The sequence below is a fragment of the Streptomyces sp. GSL17-111 genome, from assembly GCF_037911585.1.
Classification (GTDB): Bacteria; Actinomycetota; Actinomycetes; order Streptomycetales; family Streptomycetaceae; genus Streptomyces.
In genome coordinates this window covers 1,155,326-1,180,314 of the sequence record NZ_JBAJNS010000001.1, presented here as the reverse complement: position 1 = coordinate 1,180,314, position 24,989 = coordinate 1,155,326, and the positions used below count along the sequence as shown (strand labels likewise).

General features: G+C 72.9%; 15 protein-coding genes. 8 read left to right on the top strand and 7 right to left on the bottom strand.

Annotation, left to right across the window (positions count from 1 at the left end; translation table 11 throughout):
* From V6D49_RS04870 to V6D49_RS04840, 7 genes are all read left to right on the top strand, one after another.
* Positions 1-6,816, top strand: coding sequence for a thioester reductase domain-containing protein (locus V6D49_RS04870; RefSeq protein WP_340557430.1), 6,816 nt, complete (start codon positions 1-3; stop codon positions 6,814-6,816).
* A gap of 90 nt (positions 6,817-6,906) precedes the next feature.
* The gene (locus tag V6D49_RS04865) at positions 6,907-8,670 is read left to right on the top strand and encodes an NAD(P)/FAD-dependent oxidoreductase (RefSeq protein WP_340557428.1); all 1,764 of its coding nucleotides are present in this window, start codon (positions 6,907-6,909) and stop codon (positions 8,668-8,670) included.
* 89 nt (positions 8,671-8,759) lie between these two features.
* On the top strand, positions 8,760-10,430 hold the full coding sequence (locus V6D49_RS04860; RefSeq protein ID WP_340557426.1) for an NAD(P)/FAD-dependent oxidoreductase: 1,671 nt from the start codon (positions 8,760-8,762) through the stop codon (positions 10,428-10,430).
* Positions 10,431-10,612: 182 nt separating this feature from the next.
* Positions 10,613-12,373, top strand: coding sequence for an MFS transporter (locus tag V6D49_RS04855; protein ID WP_340557424.1), 1,761 nt, complete (start codon positions 10,613-10,615; stop codon positions 12,371-12,373).
* A 196-nt stretch (positions 12,374-12,569) separates the two neighbouring features.
* Positions 12,570-14,231, top strand: a complete 1,662-nt coding sequence (locus V6D49_RS04850; protein WP_340557422.1) for an NAD(P)/FAD-dependent oxidoreductase — start codon at positions 12,570-12,572, stop codon at positions 14,229-14,231.
* Positions 14,232-14,263: 32 nt separating this feature from the next.
* Positions 14,264-14,683 (top strand): hypothetical protein, encoded by a 420-nt coding sequence (locus tag V6D49_RS04845; protein ID WP_340557420.1) that lies wholly within the window; start codon positions 14,264-14,266, stop codon positions 14,681-14,683.
* Between the two features lie 39 nt (positions 14,684-14,722).
* Complete coding sequence (locus V6D49_RS04840) at positions 14,723-15,034, top strand: acyl carrier protein (protein WP_340557418.1); 312 nt, start codon at positions 14,723-14,725, stop codon at positions 15,032-15,034.
* 148 nt (positions 15,035-15,182) lie between these two features.
* Here the strand turns inward: V6D49_RS04840 and V6D49_RS04835 are convergent, their stop codons facing one another.
* From V6D49_RS04835 to V6D49_RS04805, 7 genes are all read right to left on the bottom strand, one after another.
* Positions 15,183-15,743, bottom strand: coding sequence for a flavin reductase family protein (locus V6D49_RS04835; RefSeq protein WP_340557416.1), 561 nt, complete (start codon positions 15,741-15,743; stop codon positions 15,183-15,185).
* Entirely contained in the window at positions 15,743-17,209 is a 1,467-nt protein-coding gene (locus tag V6D49_RS04830) for an amino acid adenylation domain-containing protein (protein WP_340557415.1), read from the bottom strand. The genes V6D49_RS04835 and V6D49_RS04830 overlap by 1 nt, the downstream gene beginning before the upstream one ends.
* Positions 17,206-18,369 (bottom strand): acyl-CoA dehydrogenase family protein, encoded by a 1,164-nt coding sequence (locus V6D49_RS04825; RefSeq protein ID WP_340557414.1) that lies wholly within the window; start codon positions 18,367-18,369, stop codon positions 17,206-17,208. The genes V6D49_RS04830 and V6D49_RS04825 overlap by 4 nt, the downstream gene beginning before the upstream one ends.
* Positions 18,370-18,390: 21 nt before the next feature.
* The gene (locus V6D49_RS04820) at positions 18,391-19,752 is read right to left on the bottom strand and encodes a cation:proton antiporter domain-containing protein (protein ID WP_340557412.1); all 1,362 of its coding nucleotides are present in this window, start codon (positions 19,750-19,752) and stop codon (positions 18,391-18,393) included.
* 172 nt (positions 19,753-19,924) lie between these two features.
* Positions 19,925-21,037 (bottom strand): ABC transporter permease, encoded by a 1,113-nt coding sequence (locus V6D49_RS04815; protein WP_340557410.1) that lies wholly within the window; start codon positions 21,035-21,037, stop codon positions 19,925-19,927.
* Positions 21,038-21,057: 20 nt separating this feature from the next.
* Positions 21,058-22,191 carry an ABC transporter permease gene (locus V6D49_RS04810; protein WP_340557408.1) on the bottom strand — a complete coding sequence of 378 codons (1,134 nt, stop codon included), beginning with the start codon at positions 22,189-22,191 and terminating at the stop codon, positions 21,058-21,060.
* Between the two features lie 39 nt (positions 22,192-22,230).
* The gene (locus V6D49_RS04805) at positions 22,231-23,235 is read right to left on the bottom strand and encodes an ABC transporter ATP-binding protein (protein WP_340557406.1); all 1,005 of its coding nucleotides are present in this window, start codon (positions 23,233-23,235) and stop codon (positions 22,231-22,233) included.
* A gap of 214 nt (positions 23,236-23,449) precedes the next feature.
* On the opposite strand from V6D49_RS04805, the gene V6D49_RS04800 reads away from it, so the two are divergent.
* Positions 23,450-24,982, top strand: coding sequence for an FAD-dependent monooxygenase (locus V6D49_RS04800; RefSeq protein WP_340557404.1), 1,533 nt, complete (start codon positions 23,450-23,452; stop codon positions 24,980-24,982).
* The last annotated feature ends 7 nt before the right edge of the window (positions 24,983-24,989 follow it).

Below are 24,989 nucleotides of genomic sequence, written 5' to 3'. Positions count from 1 at the left end.
ATGACGACGCAGGCCGGCAACCCCACCCAGGAGGACTACCGGGCCCGTCTTGTCGACGCCCTGCGCACCATCGAGCGGCTCCAGGGCCGGCTCAGGGAGAGCGAGCGGCCCCCGACCGACGAGCCGATCGCGGTGATCGGCCTCGGCTGCCGGCTGCCCGGCGGCGCCGACACCCCCGAACGGTTCTGGCAACTGCTCCGGGCCGGGACGGACGCCACCCGCGAGTTCCCGGCGGAGCGGGGCGACGCGCAGGCGCTGTACGACCCCGACCCGGACACTCCGGGGCACGCCTACGTCATCCGGGGCGGCTTCCTCGACGGACCGGTGGACCGCTTCGAGCCCGAGGCGTTCGGCATCACGCCCCGCGAGGCCCGGGGCATGGACCCGCAGCAGCGCATGCTGCTGGAGGTCGCCTGGCAGGCGCTGGAGCGCGCCGGCTACGCCCCCGACTCCCTCGGCGGCTCGGCCACCGGCGTCTACGCGGGCATCAGCACGACGGACTACGCGCGCATGCGGCAGTCCGAGGGCGACATCAACGACGTCGACGCCTACCAGCTCGTCGGCGAGCCGAGCTTCGCCGCCGGCCGCATCTCCTACACCCTCGGACTCCAGGGGCCGTGCAAGGTCATCGACACCACGTGCTCCTCCTCCCTCGTCGCCGTGCACGAGGCGAGCCAGGCCCTCCGGCTGGGCGAGTGCGACCTGGCGCTCGCCGGCGGCGTCAACCTGATGCTCTCGCCGTACGGCTTCGTGATGATGAGCAAGTTCCGCGGGCTGTCGCCGGACGGCCGCTGCGCCACCTTCGACGCGAGCGCCAACGGCTACGCGCGCGGTGAGGGCGCGGTCATGGTGGTGCTGAAGCGCTACTCCGACGCCGTGCGCGACGGCGACCCCGTAGCCGCCGTCATCCGGGGCTCCGCCGTCAACCACGACGGACGCAGCAGCGGCCTGACCGTGCCCAACCCGGCCGCCCAGCAGCAGGTCATCCAGGCGGCGCTGCGGCAGGCGGGCCTCGCGCCCGGGGACGTCGACTACGTCGAGGCGCACGGGACCGGGACGGCCCTCGGCGACCCCATCGAACTGCGCGCGCTGCAGGCCGTCATCGGCCGACACCGGCCGCCGGGCGCGCCGCTCCTCGTCGGCTCGGTGAAGACCAACATCGGCCACCTGGAGTCGGCGGCGGGCGCGGCCGGGCTGCTGAAGCTCGTCCTCGCGGTGCAGCACGCCGAGTTGCCGCCGCACCTGCACTTCACCGAGCCCAACCCGGAGGCCGGCTGGGACCGGCTGCACATCGAGGTGACGGCGGACGGGCGGGCGTGGCCGGTCGCCGACGGAGCCGGGCGTCCGCGCATCGGCGCGGTGAGCAGTTTCGGCGCCAGCGGCACCAACGCGCACGCCGTCATCAGCTCCCCGCCCGACCCCCGCCCCACACCCGCCGACGATCCCGACCCCGAACACCGTGAGAGCCCCGAGGTGCTGGTGCTGTCCGCGCACAGCGCCGAGGCGCTGACCGAGGCGGCCGGGGAGTGGTCCCGCCACCTGCGGCGCACGCCCGGCCTGCGCGCGGCGGACGTCTGCTGGACGACGCAGGTGGCCCGCTCCCGGCAGGCCCGCGGCATCACCGTCGCCGCCGAGGGCCTCGACGCGCTCGCCGACGCCCTGGACGCCCACGGGCGCGGCGAGCGGGACCACCGCGTGACCGCCACCACGCTGCCGGTGCACAAGTACCGCAAGGCGGGCTGGCTGTTCACCGGGCAGGGCGCCCAGTACGCGGGCATGGCACGGGAGCTGGCCGACGAGCCGGCCTTCCGGGAGCCCTTCGACGCCTGCGTCGCGCTGTTCGACGCGCAGGGCGTCGGCGACGGGCGCTCCCTGCGCACGGTGGTCTGGCCGGACGCCGGGAGCGGGACCGGCGAGGACGGCGGGGCGGACGTCATCGACGACACCCGCTGGACGCAGCCCGCCCTCTTCGCCGTCGAGTACGCGCTCGCGCGCATGTGGCAGACGTGGGGACTGCGCCCGGCCGGGCTCCTCGGGCACAGCGTCGGGGAGATCGCCGCCGCCTGCGTCGCGGGGGTGTTCTCGCTGCCGGACGCCGTGCGGCTGGTCACCGCCCGGTCCGCGCTGATGGCCGACCTCCCCGCCGGGGGCGCCATGGCCGCCGTGTTCTGCGACGAGGCCACCGCGCGTGCCGCCGTCGCCGGGTACCCCGACACGCTCTCCGTCGCCGCCGTCAACGGCCCGGCCGCCGTCACCCTCTCCGGTGCCGAGGACGACCTGGCCACCGTCCGCCGGTCCCTGGCCGACCAGGGGGTGCGCAGCAAACCGCTGAAGGTCTCCCACGCCTTCCACTCCCCGCTGCTGGCCCCGATGCTGGACGCCTTCCGCGAGGTCGCCGAGTCCGTGACCTACCAGCCGCCCGCGCTGCCGCTGTACTCGAACGTCACCGGCGCCCTGTGGACCGCCGAGGAACTGGGCGCCGACTACTGGGTCCGGCACGCGGCGGGCGCCGTGCGGTTCCACGACGGCATCGGCGCGCTGTACGCCACCGGGGTACGCACCTTCCTGGAGGTCGGCCCGGCCCCCGTCCTCAGCGGCCTCGGCCGGGCCGCGCTGGAGGACGCGGAGTGCGCCTGGGTGCCCTCCCTCACCCGGCCCGGCAAGGGATCGGGGGACCGGCTCACCGTGCGACGGGCCCTCGGCGTGCTGCACCAGCGCGGCGCGGCGGTGAACTGGCGGGAGGTGCACGCCGGCCGGAGCCCGCGCCGCGTCCCGCTGCCGCCCACCGTGTGGCGCGGACAGCCCTACTGGTTCCCGCAGCCCGGCGTCGAGACCGCCGGGCAGGCGGGCACCCGCGAGCGCACGGCCGCCGCGCCGGCGCCCCGGACGGGCACCGAGGTGCCCGGCGTCGGGGTGCGCATGCCCGGCGCCGCGCCGACCTACGAGATCGCGCTGGACGACCCGCGCTGGGAGAAGTACATCCGCACCGGCGAGGACGGCGACCGCTACCTGCCGCTCGGCGTGCTCGCCGGCGTCACCAGGACCGCCGCGAGCGACGCCGTCGGCGGCCGCTGGTCGTGCCTGGAGAGCCTGGAGATCCACGAGCGCGTCCCGATGGACGGCGACGGCCGGGTGCTGCACGTCATCTTCGCGCCCAGCGCCGAGGACGGCCACGTGGCCTTCGCCTGGCACAGCATCTCGCCGACCGAGGAGGCGGCGGCCGCGCCGTGGCGCCGTCACGCCCGCGGCCTGCTGCGCCGCCGCCCGGCCGGACGCCGGCACAGCCCCGAGCCGATGGCCTGGCTCCAGGCCGAACGGTACGGCGAACCGGTCCGCTACGAGACGGCGTCGATGTCCGCCGCCCTGGTCGGCGCGGTGACCGGCGCCCACCGGGGCGACGCCCCCGGCGTGCTGGTGGCCCTCGGCCCGCAGCAGCGCGAGGAGCGGGACCACCCGCTCGTCGAGGTCCTGGACGCCTCCGTGGCCGCGCTCTCGTGGGACGTCGCCCCCGAGCGTCCCGGCCACGCCCCAGGCTACGGGGTCAAGATCACCGACGCCTGGTGCAGCGCCCCCGAGGCGGTCCGCTACGTGCGGGCCACGGCCCACCGTCGCGCCGGGACGCCGGAGCACGCGGGCACCGTCGCCGGGGAGGTGGAGTTCTTCGCCGAGGACGGATCGGTCATCGGCGGCATCCGGGAACTGCACGTCATGGACCCGGCCGCGGCCGCCCCGCGCCCCGCGCCCTGGCGCCGCCCCGAGGACCTGCTGCTGACGGTGTGCTGGGACCGGGCCGCACCGCCGCCGCCCCCGCAGGACCTCTCCGGCGAGTCCGTGCTGCTCCTCCCGGACGGCTCCGGCCTCGCTCCCGTCCTGGCGTCCGCACTCCGCGCCCGGGGGGCCGCGTGCCGCGTCGCCGACGCGGACGCGGTGCGACCCGACCGCGCGGCCCTCGGCGCCCTGCTGGACGGCTGGCGCGAGGACCTGACGCCGGGCACGCCCGGCCGCGTCGTACTGCTCAGCGGGGTCGACGCGCCGGACGTCACCGTGGCGGACCCGGCGGCCCTCACGGCCTACCGGGACCGGACGGAACTCACGGCCGTCGCCCTGGTGCAGGAGCTGCTCGAGCGCCCCCACCACGCCCGCACGACGCTCGCCCTCGTCACGCGCGGAAGCGTGCCGGCCGGTGCCGGGGCGGCCGCCGGGGAGGGGCCCCCGCCCGCCGTCACCAACCCCTTCGCGCACACGCTGTGGGGCCTCGGCCGCGTCATCGCGCTGGAACACCCCGACCACTGGGGCGGTGCCGTCGACCTCGCTCCCGAGCCCCCGCCGGACGAGCCGACGTCGGACGAGGCCGACGCCCTCGTCGCCGCGCTGTGGGACGCGACCGCCGAGGACCAGCAGGCGCTCCGCGCCGACGGGCGCTACCTGGCCCGCGTGCGCCGGGGCGGTGCGACCCCGCAGGAGCTGCGCCGCACGCCCGTCGTCCGGCCAGACGCCGGCTACCTGATCACCGGGGCCTTCGGCGGCATCGGCCGGACGGTCGCCCGCTGGCTCGCCGACCAGGGCGCCGGTCGGCTGGTGCTGCTCGGGCGCACCCCGCTGCCGCCCCGCGCGGACTGGGACCGGCCGGGGCTGAGCGCCGCGGTGCGCGAGCGCGTCGCCGTCGTGCGCTCCCTGGAGGCCACCGGCGTCCAGGTGGAGGTGGTGGCCGCCGACGTCGGCGACCCGGACCAGGTCCGCGACGTCGTGGACCGGCTCGCGCGCGGTGCCACCCCGCTGGCCGGCGTCGTCCACGCCGCCGGTGTGTCCGAACCGCAGTTCCTGCGCGACGTCCCGGTGAGCGACCCACGGGCCTACGACGCCGTCTGGCGGCCGAAGGTCGTCGGCGGCTGGCTCCTGCACCACTTCACCGAACACCTGGAGCTGGACTTCTTCCTGGGCTTCTCCTCCATCGCCGCCACCTGGGGCTCGCAGCACCTGACGAGCTACTCGGCCGCCAACGCCTTCCTGGACGGCCTCGCGGAGTACCGCCGGGCCCGGGGGGCCGCAGCGCTGACGGTGAGCTGGGGCCCGTGGGAGCTGCCGTCCGCGCTCTTCGGCGAGGACGTCCTGGAGTTCCTCACCTCCACGGGCCTGCGGACGCTGTCGTCACCGCAGTGTCTGCGGCTGCTGGGCATGCTGCTGGCCGGGGACGCCCCGCAGGCCGTGGTGTGCGCGGCCGACTGGTCGGTGTACAAGCCGGTCATGGAGGCCCGCGTCGAACGCCCGATGCTGCGGGAGCTGGAGACCGCCGAGGCGTTCGACGGCGAGGAGTCCCCGCTGCTGGCCGAACTCGCCGCGGCCGGTCCGCAGGAACTGCGGGCGCGGCTCGTCGGGCTGCTGCGCGAGGTGCTCGGCGAGATCGTCGGCGTCGACCCCGACCGCGTCGACCCCGCCGCCGACGTCATGGCCCACGGGCTGGACTCGCTGATGGTCATGGACGTCGTCAAGCGCTGCAAGCAGGAACTGCGGGTCAGCCTGCGGCCGAACCAGCTCTTCGAGCGCTCCACCCTGGAGGACTGGGCCGAGCTGCTCGCCGGTGAGCTCGGCACCTCGGGCGACGCCGGGGCGGGCCCGGACGCGTCCGGCATGAGCGACCCCGGCCGGATCGCCGAGGACGTGACCCTCGACCCGGACATCCGCCCCGCAGGCCCGCTGCGCCAGGGCTACACCGACCCCGACCAGGTCCTGCTCACCGGCGCCACCGGATTCGTCGGCGCCTACCTGCTGGACGAACTGCTGGCCACCACCCGGGCGACCGTGCACTGCCTGGTGCGCTGCGCCGACGAGGCCGAGGGGCTGGCCCGCATCCGACGCAACGTCGAGCAGTACCTCCCCTGGCGCCGGGACGCCGACGTCCGCATCGCCGTCGTCCCCGGCGACCTCGGCAAACCGCTGCTCGGCCTGGACCGGGAGCGCTTCGAGGCGCTCGGCGAACAGCTCGACGCGATCTACCACAACGGGGCCTGGGTCAACTTCTCCTACACCTACGAGCAGTTGCGGGCCGCGAACCTGACCGGCTGCGCGGAGATCCTGCGGCTGGCCTGCCACGGCCCGCTCTCACCTGTCACCCACGTGTCGACGTACGGGATCTGGGGCCTGCCCGCCGACGGACGGACGGTGATCGGCGAGGACGACGACATCCTCGGCGCGGGCAAGCTCGTCACGGGCTACGTGCAGACCAAGTGGGCGGCCGAGCGGATGATGGAGCTGGCCAGGGAGCGCGGCATCCCCGTCGACGTCCACCGGCCGGGCCGGGTGCTGGGGGACTCGCGCACCGGCGCCTGCCTGACCACCCACTTCACCACCCGCGTCATCAAGGGCTGCCTCCAGCTGGGCCGGGCACCCGCCCTGGACCTGGAGGTGGAGATGACGCCGGTGGACTACGTCGCCGGCGCCCTGGTGCGGATCTCCCGCGAGCCGCACGACTTCGGCCGCACCTACCACCTGGTGAACCGGGCCAAACTCCCCTTCACCGGCCTGCTGGAGGCGATGGCCGGCTTCGGCTGGACGTTCGACACCGTCCCGGTCGAGGACTGGTGGAAGGCCCTCCAGGACTCCTACGCCGTCCGGGAGAACGAACTGCACCCGGTGATGGGCGTCGTCGAGGAGTTCGTCGTCGGCGGCGAGGAGGCCATCGACTACCGCACGGACAACGTCGAGCGCGCCCTGCGCGAGACCGGCCCCCACTGCCCCGCCCTGGACGCCGCGCTGCTGCGCACCTACTTCGCGTGGATGGTCGACAGCGGCTACCTGCCGTCTCCCACCACGCCCTGAGCCCGCCTCCAGCGGGAGCGAGCACCATCCGTGTCACCGGCACCCGGCACGGCCGCACCGACGCACCGAGGACATCGAGGAGACCCGCCCATGGCCCCCAGTCGACGCAAGACCACCGAACCCCGACCGGCGAGCTCCGGAGACCGACCGCAGTACGACGTGGCCATTCTCGGCTCGGGCCTGGCCGGGTCCACCCTGGCCGCCTGCCTGGCCAAGAACGGTGCGAAGGTGCTGATCCTGGACGCCGGGTCGCACCCGCGCTTCGCGATCGGCGAGTCCACGATCCCCTACACCTCGATGATGATGCGGCTGGTCAGCGAGCGGTACGGGGTGCCGGAGATCAAGTGGCTGACCACTTTCGAAGCCACCCAGGCCAAGATCTCCACCAACTGCGGGGTCAAGCGGAACTTTGGCTTCCTCTACCACCGGGAGAACGCCAAGCAGAACCCGCTGGAGACCAGCGAGTTCCCCATCCCCAAGATCACCCACACCGAGAACCACTTCTTCCGGCAGGACACCGACGCCTGGATGCTGGGCGTGGCCGTCAAGTACGGCGCCCACGTCCGACAGCAGACCAAGGTCGACGACGTCGAGATCGACGAGGAGGGCGTCACCGTCCTCGCGGAGAACGGCGACCCGGTGCGGGTGAGGTTCGTCGTGGACGCCAGCGGGCACCGCTCGCCGATCGCCCGGAAGTTCGACCTGCGGGAGGACCCGAGCCGGCTGCGGCACCACTCGCGGTCGCTGTTCACCCACATGGTCGGCGTGAAGCCCTACGAGGGCACGGTGCCCAAGGGCGTCCACAACAACCCCAGCCCGTGGAGTGAGGGCACGCTGCACCACCTCTTCGACGGTGGCTGGATGTGGGTCATCCCCTTCGACAACCACCCCCGGGCCACCAACCCGCTGTGCAGCGTCGGGCTCAACCTCGACCCGCGCAAGCACCCCAAGCCGGACTGCTCCCCCGAGGAGGAGTTCCGCCGCTTCATCGCCAAGTACCCTGACATCGAGCCGCAGTTCAAGGACGCCCGCGCCGTGCGCGACTGGGTGAGCACCGGCCGACTCCAGTACTCGTCCAAGCAGACCGTCGGCTACCGCTGGTGCCTCACCTCGCACGCCGCCGGGTTCGTGGACGCGCTGTTCTCCCGGGGCCTGTCCAACACGATGGAGATCATCCACGCCCTCGGCTGGCGGCTGCTGGACGCCATCAAGGACGACGACTTCTCCCCCGAGCGCTTCGAGTACGTCCAGGAGCTGGAGCAGGGCCTGCTGGACTTCAACGACGACCTCGTCGCCAACGCGTACACCTCGTTCAGTGACTGGCACCTGTGGAACGCCTGGTTCCGGATCTGGTCCCTGGGGCAGATCCTCGCCACCTTCGAGATCAACCGCGCCTACGCCCGCTTCCTGGACAGCCACGACCCCGCGGTCCTCGCCCGGCTGGAACGGCAGGCACCCGACGGCGCCATCCCCGACTACGCGCCCGCCCGCGAGCTGCTCAAGCGGGTCAGCGAGCTGACGCAGTCCGTGCACGCCGGTGACCTCCCCGCGCGTGCCGCCGCCCACGAGATGATGGAGATGCTGCGCGCGGCCGACTTCGTCCCGCCCGCCTTCGGTCTCGCCGACCCGGACAACCACTGGACCGACGCCTCCACGATGAAGATCATCGACACCCTCAAGTGGGCGAAGCGGAACGCGCCGGTGGAGATCGGCGAACTCGTCCACGAAGGACTCACGCTCTTCATCCGCAAGCGGTTCGACCGCGAGGAGTTCGACCTCGCCGAGGAGCTCAAGCACATCGTCGCGCGCTGGCCGGTCATCGGTAAGCCGCTGCGGGTGCCCCTGCCCAAGTGACCCGGCGCCCCCACCGGACCACTCCCGCGCCCCGCGCGGACACGGCACCCGCCACCACCGACCGACCGGACGGCTCCAAGGAGACCACCGTGCACGAGCAGCCGAACCCCGACCCCAAGAAGCCCTTCGACGTCGCCATCCTCGGCTCCGGTATCGCCGGCTCCATGCTGGGGGCGATCCTCGCCCGCAACGGCGCCAAGGTGCTGCTCATCGATGCGGCCTCGCACCCGAAGTTCGCCATCGGCGAGTCCACCATCCCCTACACCCTCGTCGCCCTGCGCACGATCTCCGAGCGCTACGACGTGCCCGAGATCAAGACGCTGGCCACCTTCACCAACAGCACCAAGGTCCTCGGCCCCAAGTTCGGCGTGAAGAAGCACTTCGGCTTCCTCCTCCACCACGAGGGCCGGCCCCAGGACCCGCGCGAGGTGAACCAGTTCGACACCCCTGGCCTGCTGCACGAGGCCAGCCACCTCTACCGCCAGGACATCGACGCGTACATGTACCACACGGCCGTCAAGTACGGCTGTGTGCCGCGCGTCAACTTCCGCGTGGAAGACGTCGACTTCGACGACAGCGGCGTCACCCTCAGCTCCGCGGCCGGGGAGCAGTACCGGGCCCGCTACGTCGTCGACGCCAGCGGCTACCGCTCGCCCCTGGCGGAGAAGTTCCGGCTGCGCGAGGAGACCTGCCGCTTCAAGCACCACTCGCGGTCGATCTGGAACCACATGATCGACGTCCCGCCCACCGACACGCTGTTCCACCACTCCCCGGAGAACACCCCGCCGGTGCCCTGGTACGAGGGCACCGTCCACCACATGTTCCAGCGCGGCTGGTTCTGGGTCATCGGCTTCGACAACCACCCGTGGTCGAGGAACCCGCTGTGCAGCGTCGGGCTCACGCTCGACCCGCGCTCGTACCCCAGGTCCGAGACCATGACGCCGGAGGAGGAGTTCCACCACTACGCGCAGCGCTTCCCGGACGTCGCCCGGCAGTTCGAGGGCGCCAAGCCGATGCGCGAGTGGGTCTCCACCGGACGGCTGCAGTACTCCTCCACGCGCTGCTCGGGCGACCGGTGGTTCCTCCTCTCGCACGCGGCCGGGTTCATCGACCCCCTCTTCTCCCGCGGCCTGTCCAACACCGCCGAGGCCATCAACACGCTGTCCTGGCGCCTGCTGGAGGCCGTCAAGGACGACGACTTCTCCCAGGAGCGTTTCGACTACGTCGACCGCCTCCAGCAGGGGCTGTTCGACTACAACGACAGCCTCGTCAACGCCGCGTACATCTCGTGGGACGACTACGACCTGTGGACCGCCGTCTTCCGGGTCTGGGCCTGGGGTGCCAACGCCGGCACCTTCCACCTCCAGTCGGCGCTCACCAAGTACCTCAAGGACGGCCGCGACGAGCACTTCAAGCACGCCGAGGACGTCCCCCACCTGGGCCTGTACTGGCCCAACCACGAGGGCTACAAGAGCCTCTACGACGAGATGGTCGAGCAGTGCGACGCCTTCGAGTCGGGCAAGAGCACGGCTCGAGAGGCAGCCGACACCATTTACGACCACATCGCCCGGGCACCGTACGTGCCCAAGCACTTCGGGTTCGCCGAACGCGACCAGCGCTTCCTGCACCCCACACCGAAGGTCCTGCGGAAGACCATCGGCTGGGCGCGCAAGGAGGGCGACCCGGCGGTGCGGCGACTGATGTTCGGTACCGGCATCGAGGCACTGAAGGCGAAGGCGAAGGGCCGCCGCATCTTCTAGACACCCCGTCCCGGAACAACGTCTCGGCACAACGTCTCCGGCGCGTCCCTTCGGGCGCGCCACCGGCCGGGCCACCGGGCCCGGCGGGGCCGTCCGGCGTGACCCGGCCCGAGCAGGCGGAGGGCGCCGCGTTCCCGACCCGGGAGCGCGGCGCCGCCCCGGCAACGCGAAAGGAATGGAAGATGAGTGTCTCCACCGGGCCCGGGCCCGTGCGGCCCCCGACCCCCGACACCGCGCCGGCGGCCGACGACGCGCAGGGCCAGGCACCGCCGGTCCCCGGCCGCTGGCTGATCCTCGTGATCGTGCTGTCGGCGGTGTTCATGCAGCTGCTGGACACCACCATCACGATCGTGGCGATCCCCTCGATCCAGGCGGACCTCGGGGCCTCGTTCGCCGACGTCCAGCTCGTCGTCGCCGTGTACGCCCTGGCCTTCGCCTGCATGCTGATCACCGGCGGCCGGCTGGGCGACATCTACGGCCGCAAGCGGATGTTCCTCATCGGCATGCTGGGCTTCACCTGCGCCTCCGTGATGTGCGGGGCGGCCACCAGCGCCGACTTCCTGGTCCTCTCCCGGGTCCTCCAGGGGCTCTTCTCCGGGCTGATGTTCCCCCAGGTCCTGTCGATCATCCAGGTCACCTTCTTCGGCAAGGAGAAGCCCAAGGCGCTGGCCTTCTACGGCGCCTCCATCGGCCTGGCCACCGTCCTCGGACCCGTCCTGGGCGGCTGGCTCATCGAGCTGGACATCGCCGGGAGCGACTGGCGGTCCATCTTCTACGTCAACGTGCCCATCGGCCTGCTCGCCCTCGGGCTGGGCGCCGCGCGGCTGCGGGAGTCCTCCGCCGAGACCCGGACGCGGCTGGACGTCACCGGTGCGCTGATCGTCACCGCGGGGCTCTTCCTGCTCATCCTGCCCCTGGTCGTGGGCCGTGAGCACGACTGGCCGGGCTGGAGCCTGGCGATGCTGGCGGCCAGCCCGTTCGTCCTGGCCTGGTTCGCGTTCGTGGAGAAGCGCAGGACGGCGGACCCCGACGCGTCGCCGCTGGTGCCCGTCACGCTCTTCAAGGAGCGGTCCTTCACCGTCGGCCTGCTGATCAGCCTGGTCTTCTTCACCGGCATCCCGTCCTTCTTCATGACGCTGTTCATCACCCTGCAGATCGGCTTCGCCTACAGCGCCGTCTCCGCCGGTGCGGTGACGCTCGCCTTCGCCCTGCTCATCGCCGTCGGCTCGGCGCGCTCGAACGTCGTCGTGCGCAAGCTCGGCACCTGGACGCTGGCCCTCGGCACCGCGCTCCTCGTGACCGGCATGGGCGGCGTCATCCTGACGCTCAACTGGGCGGGTACCGACCTGCGCGGCTGGTACCTCGTCCCGGCGCTCATGGTCGGCGGCGCCGGCACCGGTCTGGTCGTCGCGCCGATCACCGGCATCATCCTGGAGGGCATCAGGTCCGGTGACGCGGGCTCCGCCTCCGGCGTCATCGCCACGACGCAGCAGGTCGGCATCGCCATCGGCATCGCGGTCATCGGCATCCTCTTCGCCAACCTCATCGCCGGCAACGCCGGGGAATCCCTGGCCAAGGTGGAGCCGCAGCTGCGGCAGGACCTCGTCGCGGCCGGACTGCCACCGGACCGCTCGGAACAGGTCGTCGCCGGTTTCCAGACCTGCTTCGAGGACCGCACCAACCAGAAGGACCTCACGGCCGTCCCGGCGAGCTGCGAGCGGATCGAGCGGCAGGCCGAACAGCTGCCGCTGCCGCCCGAGGTCACGGAACAGGTGCGCACCGCGGTCCTCGTGGAGGCCGCGCCCGAGGCCCGCAAGGAGAACTTCAGCCAGAGCTTCCAGGGCGCCCTGGGCTGGCAGTTGGGGGTCTTCACCCTCTGCTTCCTGCTGGTCCTCGCCCTGCCGAAGGTCAAGCCCGCGCAGATCACGCCCGGCGGCGCCTGACCCGCCGCGTCACCCGCAGCCCCTGCCCCGGTCACCGCCGACCGGGGCAGGGGCGTGTTCCAGCCACCGTCAAGGCCGCCCCGAGCCGCGCCGCCTAGCGTTTCCACGGGCCCGCCCCGCGGCTCACGCGGCGCCCGCGGCGGGGCGGCGGCCGGGCCCGTGACCGCCGCACCCGCATGCCGGAAGGACACAGGCGATGACCCCTGCACCCCCGACCGACGCCGTCCGGGCCGCCGATCCCGCCGAACGGTACGACGTCGCCGTGCTCGGCGGGACGCTCGCCGCCGGCCTGCTGGGAGCCGTGCTGGCCCGGCAGGGCGTGCGCGTGCTGCTCGTCGGCGCGGCGGACGACCGCTCCGCCCCCTCCGGTGAGACCACCGTGCCCTACACGGCCGAGGTGTTCCTGCTGCTCGCCAAGCGCTTCGACGTCCCCGAGATCGCCGCGTTCGGTCTCTTCCCCGACCTGCCGGCGGAGGTGCGGCGGACCAGCGGGGTCAAGAAGAGCCTGGGCTTCCTCCACCACCACGCCGGGCGCCGCCACGACCCGGCGGAGAGCGTCCAGTTCAACGTGCCCGGCGAGCACGCCGAGTGGCACCTGTACCGCCCGGAGGTGGACGCCTACGCGCTGCGGATCGCCGCCCGGCACGGCGCTGCCCTCGTCCCGCGCGGCGTCACCGTCACCGACGCCGAGGCCGGACCCGACGGGGGAGAGGTCCGCGCCTCCGACGGCCGGACGTACCGTGCCCGCTACCTCGTGGACTGCTCCGGGGACGCCTCGCCGCTGGTGCGCCGGGCCGGCGGCGACGACGCCGTGCCCCGGCTCACCCACCGCTCGGTGAGCTACGCGGCGCACCTGCGGGGCGTGACGCCCTTCGAGGACGTCGTCCCGCTGCACCGGCACCCGAAGGCCACCGCCTGGTCCGAGGGCACCGTCCACCACCTCTTCGACGGCGGCTGGCTCCAGCTGGTGCACTTCGGCAATCACCGGTCCGGGGAGAACCCGCTCACGTCCGTCACGCTCAGCGTCGCCCCCGAGGTCGCCGCCGAACTGCCCGACGACCCGGAGAAGGCCTTCCGCACCGTCGTCGAGCGTTACCCCGACCTCGCGCGCCAGTTCGACACCGCGTCCCCGGTGCGGCCGTGGACGGCCCACGTGCCGACGCAGCGCACCGCCGCCCGCACGCACGGGGAGCGCTGGTTCGCGCTCGAGCGCTCCGCCGCGCGCACCGACCTGTTTCTCTCCCGCGACGTGACGACGGCGGCCGAGCTGGTCCACGCGCTGGCCGGCCCGCTGATCACGGCCGTGCGCCGGGACGACTTCGCTCCCGAGCCGTTCGCCCGGGTGGCCCGCTTCCAGGAGGAGCTCGGGGCGTGGAACGACCGGCTGCTGGCCGCCGCCCGCACCGCCTGCCGCGACTTCCGACTCTGGAACGCCTTCTCCCGCGTGTGGCTGCTGTGGCAGATCCTCGCCGACCTGTCGCTCAAGCGCGCCCGCCTCGACTGCGAGCAGTCCGGGAGCTGGGCGCCGGTCGAACGCTTCGAGCTGGGCGGTATCTGGTTCCACGCCCCCGAGGGCCTGCGCGAACTGGTCGGCCGCAGCCTGGAGACGATCGCCCAGGTGCGCGACGGCCGCCGGGACGCCGCCACCGCCGCCTCGGCGATCTTCGCGGACCTGCGCCGGGCCCCCTTCGTGCCGCCGCTGTACGCCTTCGGCGACCCCGGGGCCCGCGTCTACCACTTCACGTTCCCCAAGCGGCTGCGCATGCTGCTGTGGGTCAAGACGAAGGCGCCCGCGGACTTCCGCCGGCTGCTCACCCGCGACAACGTCACCTCCGTCACCTCCGCCACGAGCCGCTGAACCGCACCGACCGCGCACGGAAGGGGAGGGCCATGTCCGTCCAGCTGACCCACGGCACGACGACCGTGCTCCACCACGAGGCCGGAGGCCTGTTGCTGCGCGCCGGGCTCGTCCCGTACGCCGGTGCGACGGCCGTCACGTTCCAGCTCGGCTACCTCGGCCACGGCCGGATCGTCGTGGACGTCGTGGTGGGTGAGCGGCCCGGGGAGCAGGTCACTCTGGACGGCCGCCCGCCGGGCGAGGGGCCCGGCGCGGCCGGCACCACCGAGTGGACCTCCCTCGTCCCGCTGCCGCCGACCGGTTCGGCGGTGGACCTGACCTACACCGTTCTCGGCCAGCCCGGCGAGGACGACCCCCTGCGCGGCCGCCTCGACTGCCGGCTGACCGGCTCCGGCCGCCGGCTCAGCACCGAGACGACAGCGGGCATCTGCTGGGAGCCGCTGGCCGCCTGACGCCCGCTCACCGGGCCGCCCGCAACGAGAGGACACCCCATGGACGTGCAGCAGATCCCGTCGGCGCAGGAGGCCGCGCGGCAGCCGGTCACCGAGGAGGCCGTGCTGGAGTGGCTCGTCGCCCGCGTCGCCCTCCTGCTCGACGTCCCCGCCGAGCAGGTGCCCACCGACCGCCACCTCGACGAGCTCGACATCGACTCGGTGGACGCCGTCCTGCTGGCGGGCGAGTTGGAGGCGTGGCTCGGCCAGGAACTCGGTCAGGAGATGCTGCGCCACCGCGCCGGCCTGGCCGAGCTGGGCGCGTACCTGGCGCGCCGGTACGCGCTGGCCCCCTACGGCATCGGCTTCTGAGCCGCGCCACCGCGTGCGGGGAGGGCGCCACCCGGCCGGGTGGCGCCCTCCCCGCACGTCCCGTCACCCCGGCCCGGGAGGCCCGGGCACGACGGCGGGCGCCCGGTGGGCCGTCGGGCCCTTCCGGACGCCCGTGGCGCGGCGCCGACTACACCGCGACCGGGTGGGTCGTACGGGCGCCGGGGGCCAGCTGCGCGTAGTCGCTGCGCCAGTAGGTCAGCGGGAGGGTGTCGACGCCCGCACTCCCCGCCACGACCCGGCCGAGCAGCAGCGTGTGGTCACCGGCCCGCACGGCGCTGTCCAGCTCGCACTCGGCGTGCGCCGTGGTGCCCAGCAGCACCGGCATGCCGGTCGTCGCGCCCGGCTCCCACCGCACCCGGCTGAACTTGTCCTGGGTCCCGGACGCGAACACCTGCGAGGTCTTCTCGTCGCGGGAGCTGAGGATGTTCACCGCGAACCGGCCCCGCTCCAGTATCGCCTGGAGTGAGCCGCTGCGGCTGGCGATGCTGGACAGCAGCAGCGGCGGGTCGACGGAGACACTGCAGAACGCCGAGCAGGTCAGTCCCCGCGGAGTGCCCTCGCCGTCCACCGTGGTGACGACGGTGATGCCACTGGCGAACGAGGCCATGACCTGGCGGAACGTCTGGAGGTCGACGGAGGCCAGCTCTTGGGTGACCAGCTCTTCGGTCATCAGGTTCTGGGCGTTCATCACAGCTCCCCGGACTCGATCTGGGTGGTCAGCAGCGGACGGTCGAGCTTTCCGTTGGCGGTTCGCGGGAGGTCTTCCTGGAGGTGGAGCCTGTCGATGATCATGTAAGTCGGCAACCTTTCCGCGCAGCAGCGCTTGACGTGGAGCAGGGACGGGCGTTCGCCGGGGGCGGGCACCACGACCGCGTGCAGCTCGGCCTCCAGACCCGCGCCGATCACCAGCACCGCCACGTCGGCCACGGTGTCCAGCGATCCGACGGCCGCCTCGATCTCACCGAGCTCGATCCGGTGACCGCGGATCTTGACCATCTGGTCCCGGCGGCCGACGTACGCCAGCTGTCCGTCCGCGTCCCGGCGGGCGAGATCGCCGGTGCGGTAGGGGCCCCGGTGCGGCTCGCGGCCCCAGTAGCCGAGCATCACGGTCGGGCCGCTCACGACGACCTCGCCCTCCTCGGCGTCCGGCGGGTCGAGCAGCACCTCGTCACCGGAGCAGGCGGCGCCGATGGGGAGCGCGCCGGTGCGCTCCAGGTCGGCGTCGGTGACCTCGTAGGAGGTGCAGACGTTGGTCTCGGTGGGCCCGTACCAGTTGAGCAGGCGCACCTTCGGCCAGCCCGCCCGCAGCTCCCGCACGTGGTGCGGGGCGAACGGCTCACCGGCGAAGAGACACACCCGCAGCGCGGTGGGCGGCTCCCCCTCCAGCAGTCCGCCCTCGCGGATCATCAGGCTCAGGGCCGAGGGCACGGAGTACCAGACGGTGATCTCCCGCTCGTGCAGGAACCGGACGAGCTGGGCGGGCGCGTAGGCCATCTCCTGCGGCACCAGGTGGACCGAGGCGCCGGCCGCGAAGGCGCCGTACAGATCGAAGACGGAGAGGTCGAAGTTGAACGGCGCGTGCTGGGAGAGCCGGTCGTCGGGCCCGAGGGCCAGCTCCGCCACGGCCCACTCCACGAAGGCCAGGGCGTTGCGGTGGCTGATGCACACACCCTTCGGTTCCCCGGTCGATCCGGAGGTGTAGAGGATGTACGCCGGCTCGTCCGGGCCGGCGTCGTACGGCGTGACGCGGGCGCCCTCCGGGGCGTCGGCGAGCAGGTCGGAGAAGGTCACCAGCGGGGTGTCGTCCCCGTCGGGACGGGGACGCCGGGCCAGCTCCTCGTCCGCGACGACCAGCGCGGGCCGCGCGCCGGCGGTGATGCGCGCCAGGCGTGCGGGCGGGTTGGAGCCGGTCACCGGGACGTAGACGGCCCCCGTGCGCAGCGCGGCCTGCATGAGGGCGATCGTCCGGACGCCCTTGTGGCTCCACAGGACGACACGGTCGCCGGGACGGACGCCCCGGGCCGTCAGGGCGGCGGCGAAGCGGTCGGCCAGCGCGTCCAGTTCGCCGTAGCGCACCGGCCCCTCGGGGCCGTGCACGGCCACGGCCCCCGGGGTCCGCCGGGCCGAGGCCGTCAGGAGAGCGTGCAGTGTCATAGGCCCAGTTCCCTTGCGATGAGTTCCCGCTGGATGTCGGAGGTGCCGGAGAAGATCACCGAGGGCACCGCGTCGCGCAGGGCCGCCTCGATCCCCCCGGCCGTCAGGTAGCCGCGCCCCCCGAAGGTGCGCACGGCGTCCAGGGCGGCCTGGACCACGCCCTCGGAGACGGCGAGCTTCGACAGGGCGACGGAGAGGGTCGCCGGGCGGCCCTGCTCCATCTCCCAACAGGCGCGGTACAGCAGCAGCCGGGCCGACTCCAGGCGCAGCTTCATGTCGGCGATCCGGTGCGAGACGGCCTGGAACTCCGCCAGGCGCCTGCCGAACTGCCGCCGGGCGCGGACGTGCTCGACGCACCGTTCCACCAGCCGGTCGGCCAGGCCCACGTAGCCCGCGAACAGGCACGCGCGCTCCCAGCCCATGGAGTGCTGGAAGACGAACCCGCCCTGGCCCGGCTCCCCGAGCACCGCGGAGTCCGGCACGAAGCAGTCGGTGAACTCCACGGTCCCGGCCGGGCACTGGGAGAGCCCCATCTTGGCCATCGGTCCGCTCGCGCTCACCCCGGCGGCCGTGCGGTCCACGACGAACCCGGTCACCCCCAGATGACCCGCCCGGGGGTCGGTCGTGGCGTAGGTGACGTAGAGGTCGGCCGCCGGTCCGTTGCTGACGAAGCTCTTCGCGCCGTTCAGCACCCAGCCGCCCTCGACCGGCCGGGCGGTGACGGCGAGCCGGGAGACGTCCGACCCGGCGCCGTCCTCGGTCATCGCGTTGCCCGCGATGAGTTCACCCCGGCAGATGCCGGGCAGCACGCGCTCCTTGAGCTCCTCGGAGCCGAAGTCGACGACGGGCATGGCGCAGGCGAACAGGTGCGCGCTCACGCCGAAGACCAGCCCCGTCCGGGGACAGCCGCGCCCAAGCGCCTCCACCTGGAGCGCGGTGTCCAGGGCGCCGAGCCCGCCGCCGCCGTACCGGGTCGGCACGGACAGTCCGAGAAGGCCCAGCTGCCCGAGCAGCAGCCAGTCCTTGCGGTCGTAGTACGCCGAGGCCGCCTCGGCCTGCTCGGCCTCGGCCGCCGCCCCGTCCTCCGGGAAGGCGTCCCGTACGGCCGTCAACGTCTCGTGGTAGCGGGCACGTTGCCGCTCGGACCAGTCGAACTCCACGGTCTCTCTCCTCCGCTGCGTTCAGGGGGTGCGCTGGGAGCCGGACGGCGCGCCGCCGACGAGGGACGCCGCGCCCACCGGGGGGCCCGGCGGTGCCGGGAGCGGCACCGGACTTCCACCGGCCGTCGGACCGCCGGCACCGACGCGGCGCAGCAGCCACGACAGCAGGGGAGCGGTCATGGCCGTGGTGACCAGCGCCATCATCACCATGGCCGTGAACAGTTCGGTGCTCAGCAGCCCGAGGGACAACCCCACGTTGAGGATCACCAGTTCCGTGAGCCCCCGGGTGTTCATCAGGAGGCCGAGCACGGTCGACTCCTGCCACTTCATGCCCGTCATCCGGGCCGACAGGAGCACGCCGCCGAGCTTGCCGACGCAGGCCACCACGATGATCAGCACCATGTGGACGGCGCCCTGCCCCGTCATGGCCGTCAGGTCCACCGACAACCCGGTGACCACGAAGAACAGCGGCAGCAGCAGCTTGCTCACGTGCTCCAGCGGCAGCAGGGTCGTGCGGCGCAGCAGCAGCTGCGGGTCCTTGCGCGGCATGACGAGGCCGAAGAAGAACGCGCCGAAGATCGCGTGCAGCCCGATGTTCGAGGTGACGTAGGCCGAGCCCAGCGCCCCGGCGGCGGCGAGCATGGCCAGCCAGGGCGCCGCCGACGCGGTGGCCCGGGCCGCGAGGGCCGCCAGGACCGGCCGGACGAGCGCGAGCATGACGACGACGTACAGGGCCCCCCAGCCGAGCACGCCGAGGAAACCGGCCGCTCCCGAGGCGGTGATCAGGGCGACGACCACGGCCAGCAGGCACCAGGCCAGCACGTCGTCCAGCGCGGCCAGGGCCAGGGCGAGATTGCCCACCCGGCTCAGGTGCAGCCGCTTGTCGGTGATGATCCGGGCCAGCACCGGGAAGGCGGCGATCGAGACGGCCGTTCCCAGGAACAGGGCGAATTCCAGGAACCGGATGCTCTCGCCGTTCACGGTGTCGTGCGCGCCGAAGAGGAGGGCGGCCAGACCCACGCCCAGCCCCATCGGCAGGAGGGCGCCGCCCAGCCACACCGTCCCGGTGGTGCGACGGCGGCCGCGCAGCGAGGTGTAGTCGAACTCCCAGCCGATGGTGAACATGAAGAGCAGCAGGCCCACTTGGGCGACGATGCCGAGGTAGGGGCGCACTTCGACCGGGAAGAACAGCGCCGGCAGGTCGCCGGGGAGCAGTCCGAGGACGCTCGGGCCGAGGCAGATGCCGGCGGTGATCTCGCCGATGACGGCCGGCTGCCCGAGCCGGCGCGCCAGCGCCGCGAAGCCCGCCCCCACGACCAGCACGAGGGCGATCCCCCCGATGGCGGTGGCGGCGATCCACTCCGCGTGTTCCGGACTGCTCACGGCTGTCCTCCGTCGTTCATGCGTGACGCGATGCTCCGGAGCAGCTTGGGCGAGCACGCTAGAAGCCCGGTGGACGGCCAGTGCAGCTGATGACGGGAAGCCCGTGGCCACGCCGAAGGCCCGGCCCGGGGCGAACCCGGACCGGGCCTTCGGCGCCGCGGGGCGTCGGCCCCTACTGCCCGTTGCGCCGGGGCGCGGCCAGCTCGCGGCGGCCGGCCCAGAACGCGCCCGCGAGCCCGAGCAGGGCGAAGACGACGCCCCACGCCCACTGGCCGGCGGTGTAGGAACCGGCGAAGTCGTGCAGCACCGGGTTGCTCCACTCGAACACCCGCGACGGCGGCCACCACTCCGCGATGGTCCGGGCCGTCGGAGGCATGCCGGGAACGCTGACGAACCCCCCGCCCACGAAGAACGTGGCGATGGCCACGAGGATGACCGGAGGCTGGATCGCGCGGTGCTGGCGCAGGAGCTGTGCGAGCAGGACGCCGAGCCCCGCCGCCGCGACCAGCAGCGGCAGCATGAACAGCAGGACGAGGACGAGTGAGCCCACGTCCGGGGTGAACCCGAACAGCAGCAGCCCCGTCAGATACGTGGGTACGGCGCTCAGGTAGGCCAGCAGCGAGGAGGTGAGCACGCACCCCAGGGCCGCCGGTACGGCCCCGAAGGGCGACATGAGCAGCTCCTTGCCCGTGCGCCCCTCCTCCTCGACGGCGAACACGTTGGCCGCCAGCAGCATCGAGCCGAGCAGCAGCGCCAGGAGCAGCACGCCGCCCGCGATGAACGCGGCCCGGGTGACGTCCTCCTCGGCCACGGTCTGGAGGTCGACGGTGGCCGGCAGCGCCCCCCGCACCTCGTCGTGGATGTTGAGCGCGTCGTCGACCCGGAAGCGCAGGTTCTTCGTCGCGTCGGTGTTCACGTTGTACGTCGAGATCCGCACCTCGTTGGTCGTGGCCACGTCCTCGGGAATGGTGATCACCAGCTGGAGGCGGCCGTCCTCCAGCATCTCCCGAGCGGCGCTCGGGTCGTCCTCGATCGTCTCGAAGTACAGATCGACGTTGGACCGGGACTGCGCCAGGGAGTCCGTGATGGCCGCGGACCTCTCGTTGTCCGCCCGGTCGATGACACCCACCGGCCAGCGGTCGCCCCAGGAGCCGAAGAGAATGGCGCACAGGACCAGGACCACCAGCGGGACGAGGACGCCCTGCGCCACCAGGTCGGGCCGGCGGCGCAGCAGCCGCACGTTGCGCCGGTGGGCGGCCAGCGCGCCCCGGATCATCTCGTTCATCACAGCCTCCGTCGTTCCTCTCACTGGCCTTGGGTGAAGCGCAGTTGACGCCGCATCCGCACCACCGCGAGCAGGGTCAGCAGTGCCGCGATCCCGGCGGTGCCGCCCAGCGCGGTCCAGTCCGTGGAGCCGTCGCCGAGCCCGGTCGCGTCCAGCCGGAGGTCCTGGGTCAGACCCGCCGTCGGCCACCAGTGGGTGCTCGCCCACAGCCACTCCACCGCGCCCCCGTGCGCGAAGCCGCGCATGTAGGACTCGTAGCCGCTGAGGAAGAAGTGGACGATCGCCAGCACGACGCAGAGCGGGACGAGCGGCAGCGAGCGGCGGAGCGTGACGCCCAGCAGTGTTCCCAGCGCGCTGCCGTAGGCGAAGAGCACCAGGAGCCCGAGCCAGCTGGTGGCGCCGAGCGAGAGCGCGGGGAAGTCCAGCAGCCACGCGAGCCCGGCCAGGACGAGGACCAGCCCCACCAGCGTCTGGACGCCGGCGCTCAGCCACTTCCCGCCCAGGAAGGGGGCGTTGCCCACCGGGGAGAGCACCAGCGACTTGGCCGTCCGGTCCTCCCACTCGCGGGCGACGAGCGTCCCGGTGTTGACCATCGAGGCGTACAGCACGGCGAACACCAGCAGGGCCGTGCCGAGGTAGGCGCTGGTGCCCATGTCCGCGCGGAAGTAGCTGTTCTCACTGACCGTGGTGACGGGCACGCCTCCCCCCGTGTCCCGGGCGAACTCCCGCACCGCGCCCTCCGCGCGCAGTTCGAAGTTCTTCGTGCCGTCGGCGTTGATGTTGTAGACGCGCAGGGGCACCTCGACCGGCTCGCCGGCCGAGACCCGGTCGTCGAAGTCAGCGGGGATCGTCAGCACGGCGCCGACCTCCCCGGCGGCGAACATCCCGCGCGCCTCCCCAGGATCCGTCGTGCGGATCTCGAACAGCTCCCCGTCGGTGTTGTGCATGGTCCGCAGGATCTGCAGGAGCCGTTCGCTGTGTGGCCCGCCGCCCTCCTTGGCGACGGCGACGGGGGAGGTGGTGGAGACGGTGACGAGCAGCGCGTACAGCGAGACGAAGACGAGCGGTACGAGCACGGTGATGACGACGAAGACGGGGCTTCTGCGGGAGAGGGTGAGGTCCTTGCGCACCATGGCGCGGATCGCACTCCACATGGGTCCTCCAGGTTCTCGGTTCGGCGGCCGGATCTTCGGTCAGTCGCGCAGGTCGCGGCCGGTGAAGTGGAGGAAGACGTCCTGGAGGCTGGGCTCGCTGAACCGGAAGCCGACGATCGTCGGCCCGCCGTCCAGCCGGTCGAGCGCCGACCGCAGGAACGCCACGTGGTCGGCGTCCTCGGGCACCTCGACGAGGAGTCGGTGCTCGTGCGCGCCGACCCGGTAGCCGTCGCTCAGCAGCGGCTGTGCGGACGCGGCGGCCTCGGCGGAGGCGTAGGTCAGCTCCAGCCGCCGCCGCTGCGCCTGGGCCTTGAGCTCGTCGGGGGTGCCGATGACGACGCGGTGCCCCCGGTCGATGATGCACACGCGCTGGCCGAGGCGTTCGGCCTCCTCCATGTAGTTGGTGGTCAGCAGCACGCTGCGGCCCTCGGCGGCCAGGCTCTGGACGCGGTCCCAGATGGACTCGCGCGACTGGACGTCCACGCCCAGCGTCGGTTCGTCGAGGAACAGCAGGTCCGGCTCGGTCAGCAGGGCACGGGCCAGCGTCAGCCGGCGCTGCATGCCGCCGGAGAACGTCCCCACCCGGTGCCCGGCCCGCTCGGTGAGCGAGACGAGTTCGAGCACGGTGTCGATGCGTCGCCGCGCCGAGGCCCTGGGCACCCCGTAGTAGTCGGCGTGGAACTCCAGGTTCTCCCGGCCCGTCAGGTCCGAGTACAGGGCGGTCTCCTGCGGGGCGAGTGCGATACGGCGCAGCAGCCTGCTCCGCTCCCCGGACGGATCCATGCCGAGGACGCGCACCCGGCCGTCCGTCGGCCTGAGCAGGCCGCTGAGCAGGTTGATCACCGTCGTCTTGCCCGAGCCGTTGGGCCCGAGCAGGCAGAAGACCGTCCCCGGCTCGATGCGCAGGCTCAGGTCGGTGATGGCCTGGAACGGCTCGGCTCCACGCCGCTTGAACACCAGGTCGACGTGTTCCAGTTCGGCGACGGGCGCACCGCCGGCGAGCGTCGCCGCCGGCTCCGGACTGGGGGTCGTGGCCGTGGTCATGGGGTCTCCTCTTCCGTCACCGCTGCTGGTCAGGCGCTGCAGCGAAACAGCCGTGCGGCACGGCGATCCGTCTCGTCGCGGGCTCGGGCGGTCGCGCCGGTCCGCGTTCCGGTTCTGTTGTCGCAAGAACTCTACAACTGTAGAGTTCATTACGTGATGAGTTACCGACATGGTCGACCACACCGGGGGATCAGTTCAAGAGAGGAGTGCCGACATGGCCACTGGAAGTGACTACGAGGTCGTCATCGCGGGGGCCGGTCCCACCGGTCTGTGCCTCGCGGGCGAGCTGGCCCTCGCCGGCGTGCGCTGCAAGGTCGTCGAGCGCCGCACGCACCGCACCGAGGAGTCCCGGGCGCTCGGTCTGCACGGCCGCACCATGGAGGTGCTCCGCACGCGCGGCATGGCCGACACCGTCCTGGAGCGGGCCAACCCCGTCAAGCAGGTCCGGGTCAGCCTGGGCAACTCCCTGCTCAACCTCCGCCGCCTGCACAGCGACTACGGACAGCTCACGATCATCCCGCAGGGGGAGACCGAGGCGATCCTCGAAGAGCGCGCCCGCAGGCTCGGCGTCACCATCGAGCGCGGCGTGAAGCTGACGGGCTGCCGGCAGGAGGGCGAGGAGGTCGTCTACCGGCTGGAGTCCGAGGATCGCGGGTGGGAGGAGCGCACGCCCTGGCTCGTCGGCTGCGACGGCGCGCACAGCGCGGTGCGCCACGCGATGGGCGCCGCCTTCGAGGGCGAGATGTACCCGTACACGATCATCGTGGCGGACGTGAAACTCGGAGTGCCGCTCGACGAGCAACTGCTCATCCACGTCGGCCGGGCCGGTCTCGTCGTCTGCACCGACTTCGGAAACGGCTGGTACCGCCTGGGCGTCATCGACCGCAGCAAGTCCTGGTCGGACGACCCCGTCACACTGGCCGAGGTCCGCGAGACCCTCGTGCGGCTCTTCGGCAAGGACCTGCGCCCCAGCGAACCCCTGTGGACCTCCCGCTTCCGCATCCAGGAACGGCAGGCGGAGACCTACCGCAAGGGCCGCATGATCATCGCCGGTGACGCCGCACACGTCCACTCACCGCTCGGCGGACAGGGCCTCAACCTCGGGATCCAGGACGCCATGAACCTCGGCTGGAAGCTGGCCGCCGTGGCCCTGGGCCGGGGCTCGGACCGGCTGATCGACACCTACCAGGAGGAGCGCCGCCGCGTCTCCCAGGGCGTCATCAAGGTCACCGACATGGCCACCCGCATGATGACGTCCGACGCCCTGCCCGCCCGCGTCGCCCGGCTCGTCGGCGTCTCCACGGCCACCCGCGTCCCCAAGGGCCACCGACTCGCCGTCGGCCACCTCTCCGGCATCGCCACGGCCTACCCCACCACCGCCGACTCCCGCAGCCCCAAGGGCACCGCGGGCCACCGCGTGCCGGACCTCTCCTTCCGCACTGGACCGGCCCAGGGCGACCGGCTCTACGACGCCATGGGCGCGGGCACCTTCGTCCTCGTCGACCAGAGCGGCAACCAGCCCTCCGGCCTGCTCGACCCGTGGGGATCCCTCGTCAGGGAACTGCGGGGCAGGGTCGGCGGCGTCAAGGGCCCGTGGATGGACGCGGAGATGATCCTCGTCCGCCCCGACGGCTACTGCGCCTGGGCCGGAAGCCGCGAACGCGCCGCGGTCGAACTGCCCGCCGCCATGCGCCGCTGGGCCGGGGCGCCCGCCGTCCCCGCGACGTCCCCCGCGGCCGACGGCTGACCCGCGC

Coding starts and splice junctions, on each gene's coding strand:
- V6D49_RS04815 (WP_340557410.1), bottom strand. CDS start 21,037: ATGAACGAGATGATCCGGGGCGCGCTGGCCGCCCACCGGCGCAACGTG.
- V6D49_RS04810 (WP_340557408.1), bottom strand. CDS start 22,191: ATGTGGAGTGCGATCCGCGCCATGGTGCGCAAGGACCTCACCCTCTCC.
- V6D49_RS04835 (WP_340557416.1), bottom strand. CDS start 15,743: ATGAACGCCCAGAACCTGATGACCGAAGAGCTGGTCACCCAAGAGCTG.
- V6D49_RS04800 (WP_340557404.1), top strand. CDS start 23,450: ATGGCCACTGGAAGTGACTACGAGGTCGTCATCGCGGGGGCCGGTCCC.
- V6D49_RS04870 (WP_340557430.1), top strand. CDS start 1: ATGACGACGCAGGCCGGCAACCCCACCCAGGAGGACTACCGGGCCCGT.
- V6D49_RS04850 (WP_340557422.1), top strand. CDS start 12,570: ATGACCCCTGCACCCCCGACCGACGCCGTCCGGGCCGCCGATCCCGCC.
- V6D49_RS04855 (WP_340557424.1), top strand. CDS start 10,613: ATGAGTGTCTCCACCGGGCCCGGGCCCGTGCGGCCCCCGACCCCCGAC.
- V6D49_RS04840 (WP_340557418.1), top strand. CDS start 14,723: ATGGACGTGCAGCAGATCCCGTCGGCGCAGGAGGCCGCGCGGCAGCCG.
- V6D49_RS04865 (WP_340557428.1), top strand. CDS start 6,907: ATGGCCCCCAGTCGACGCAAGACCACCGAACCCCGACCGGCGAGCTCC.
- V6D49_RS04830 (WP_340557415.1), bottom strand. CDS start 17,209: ATGACACTGCACGCTCTCCTGACGGCCTCGGCCCGGCGGACCCCGGGG.
- V6D49_RS04845 (WP_340557420.1), top strand. CDS start 14,264: ATGTCCGTCCAGCTGACCCACGGCACGACGACCGTGCTCCACCACGAG.
- V6D49_RS04805 (WP_340557406.1), bottom strand. CDS start 23,235: ATGACCACGGCCACGACCCCCAGTCCGGAGCCGGCGGCGACGCTCGCC.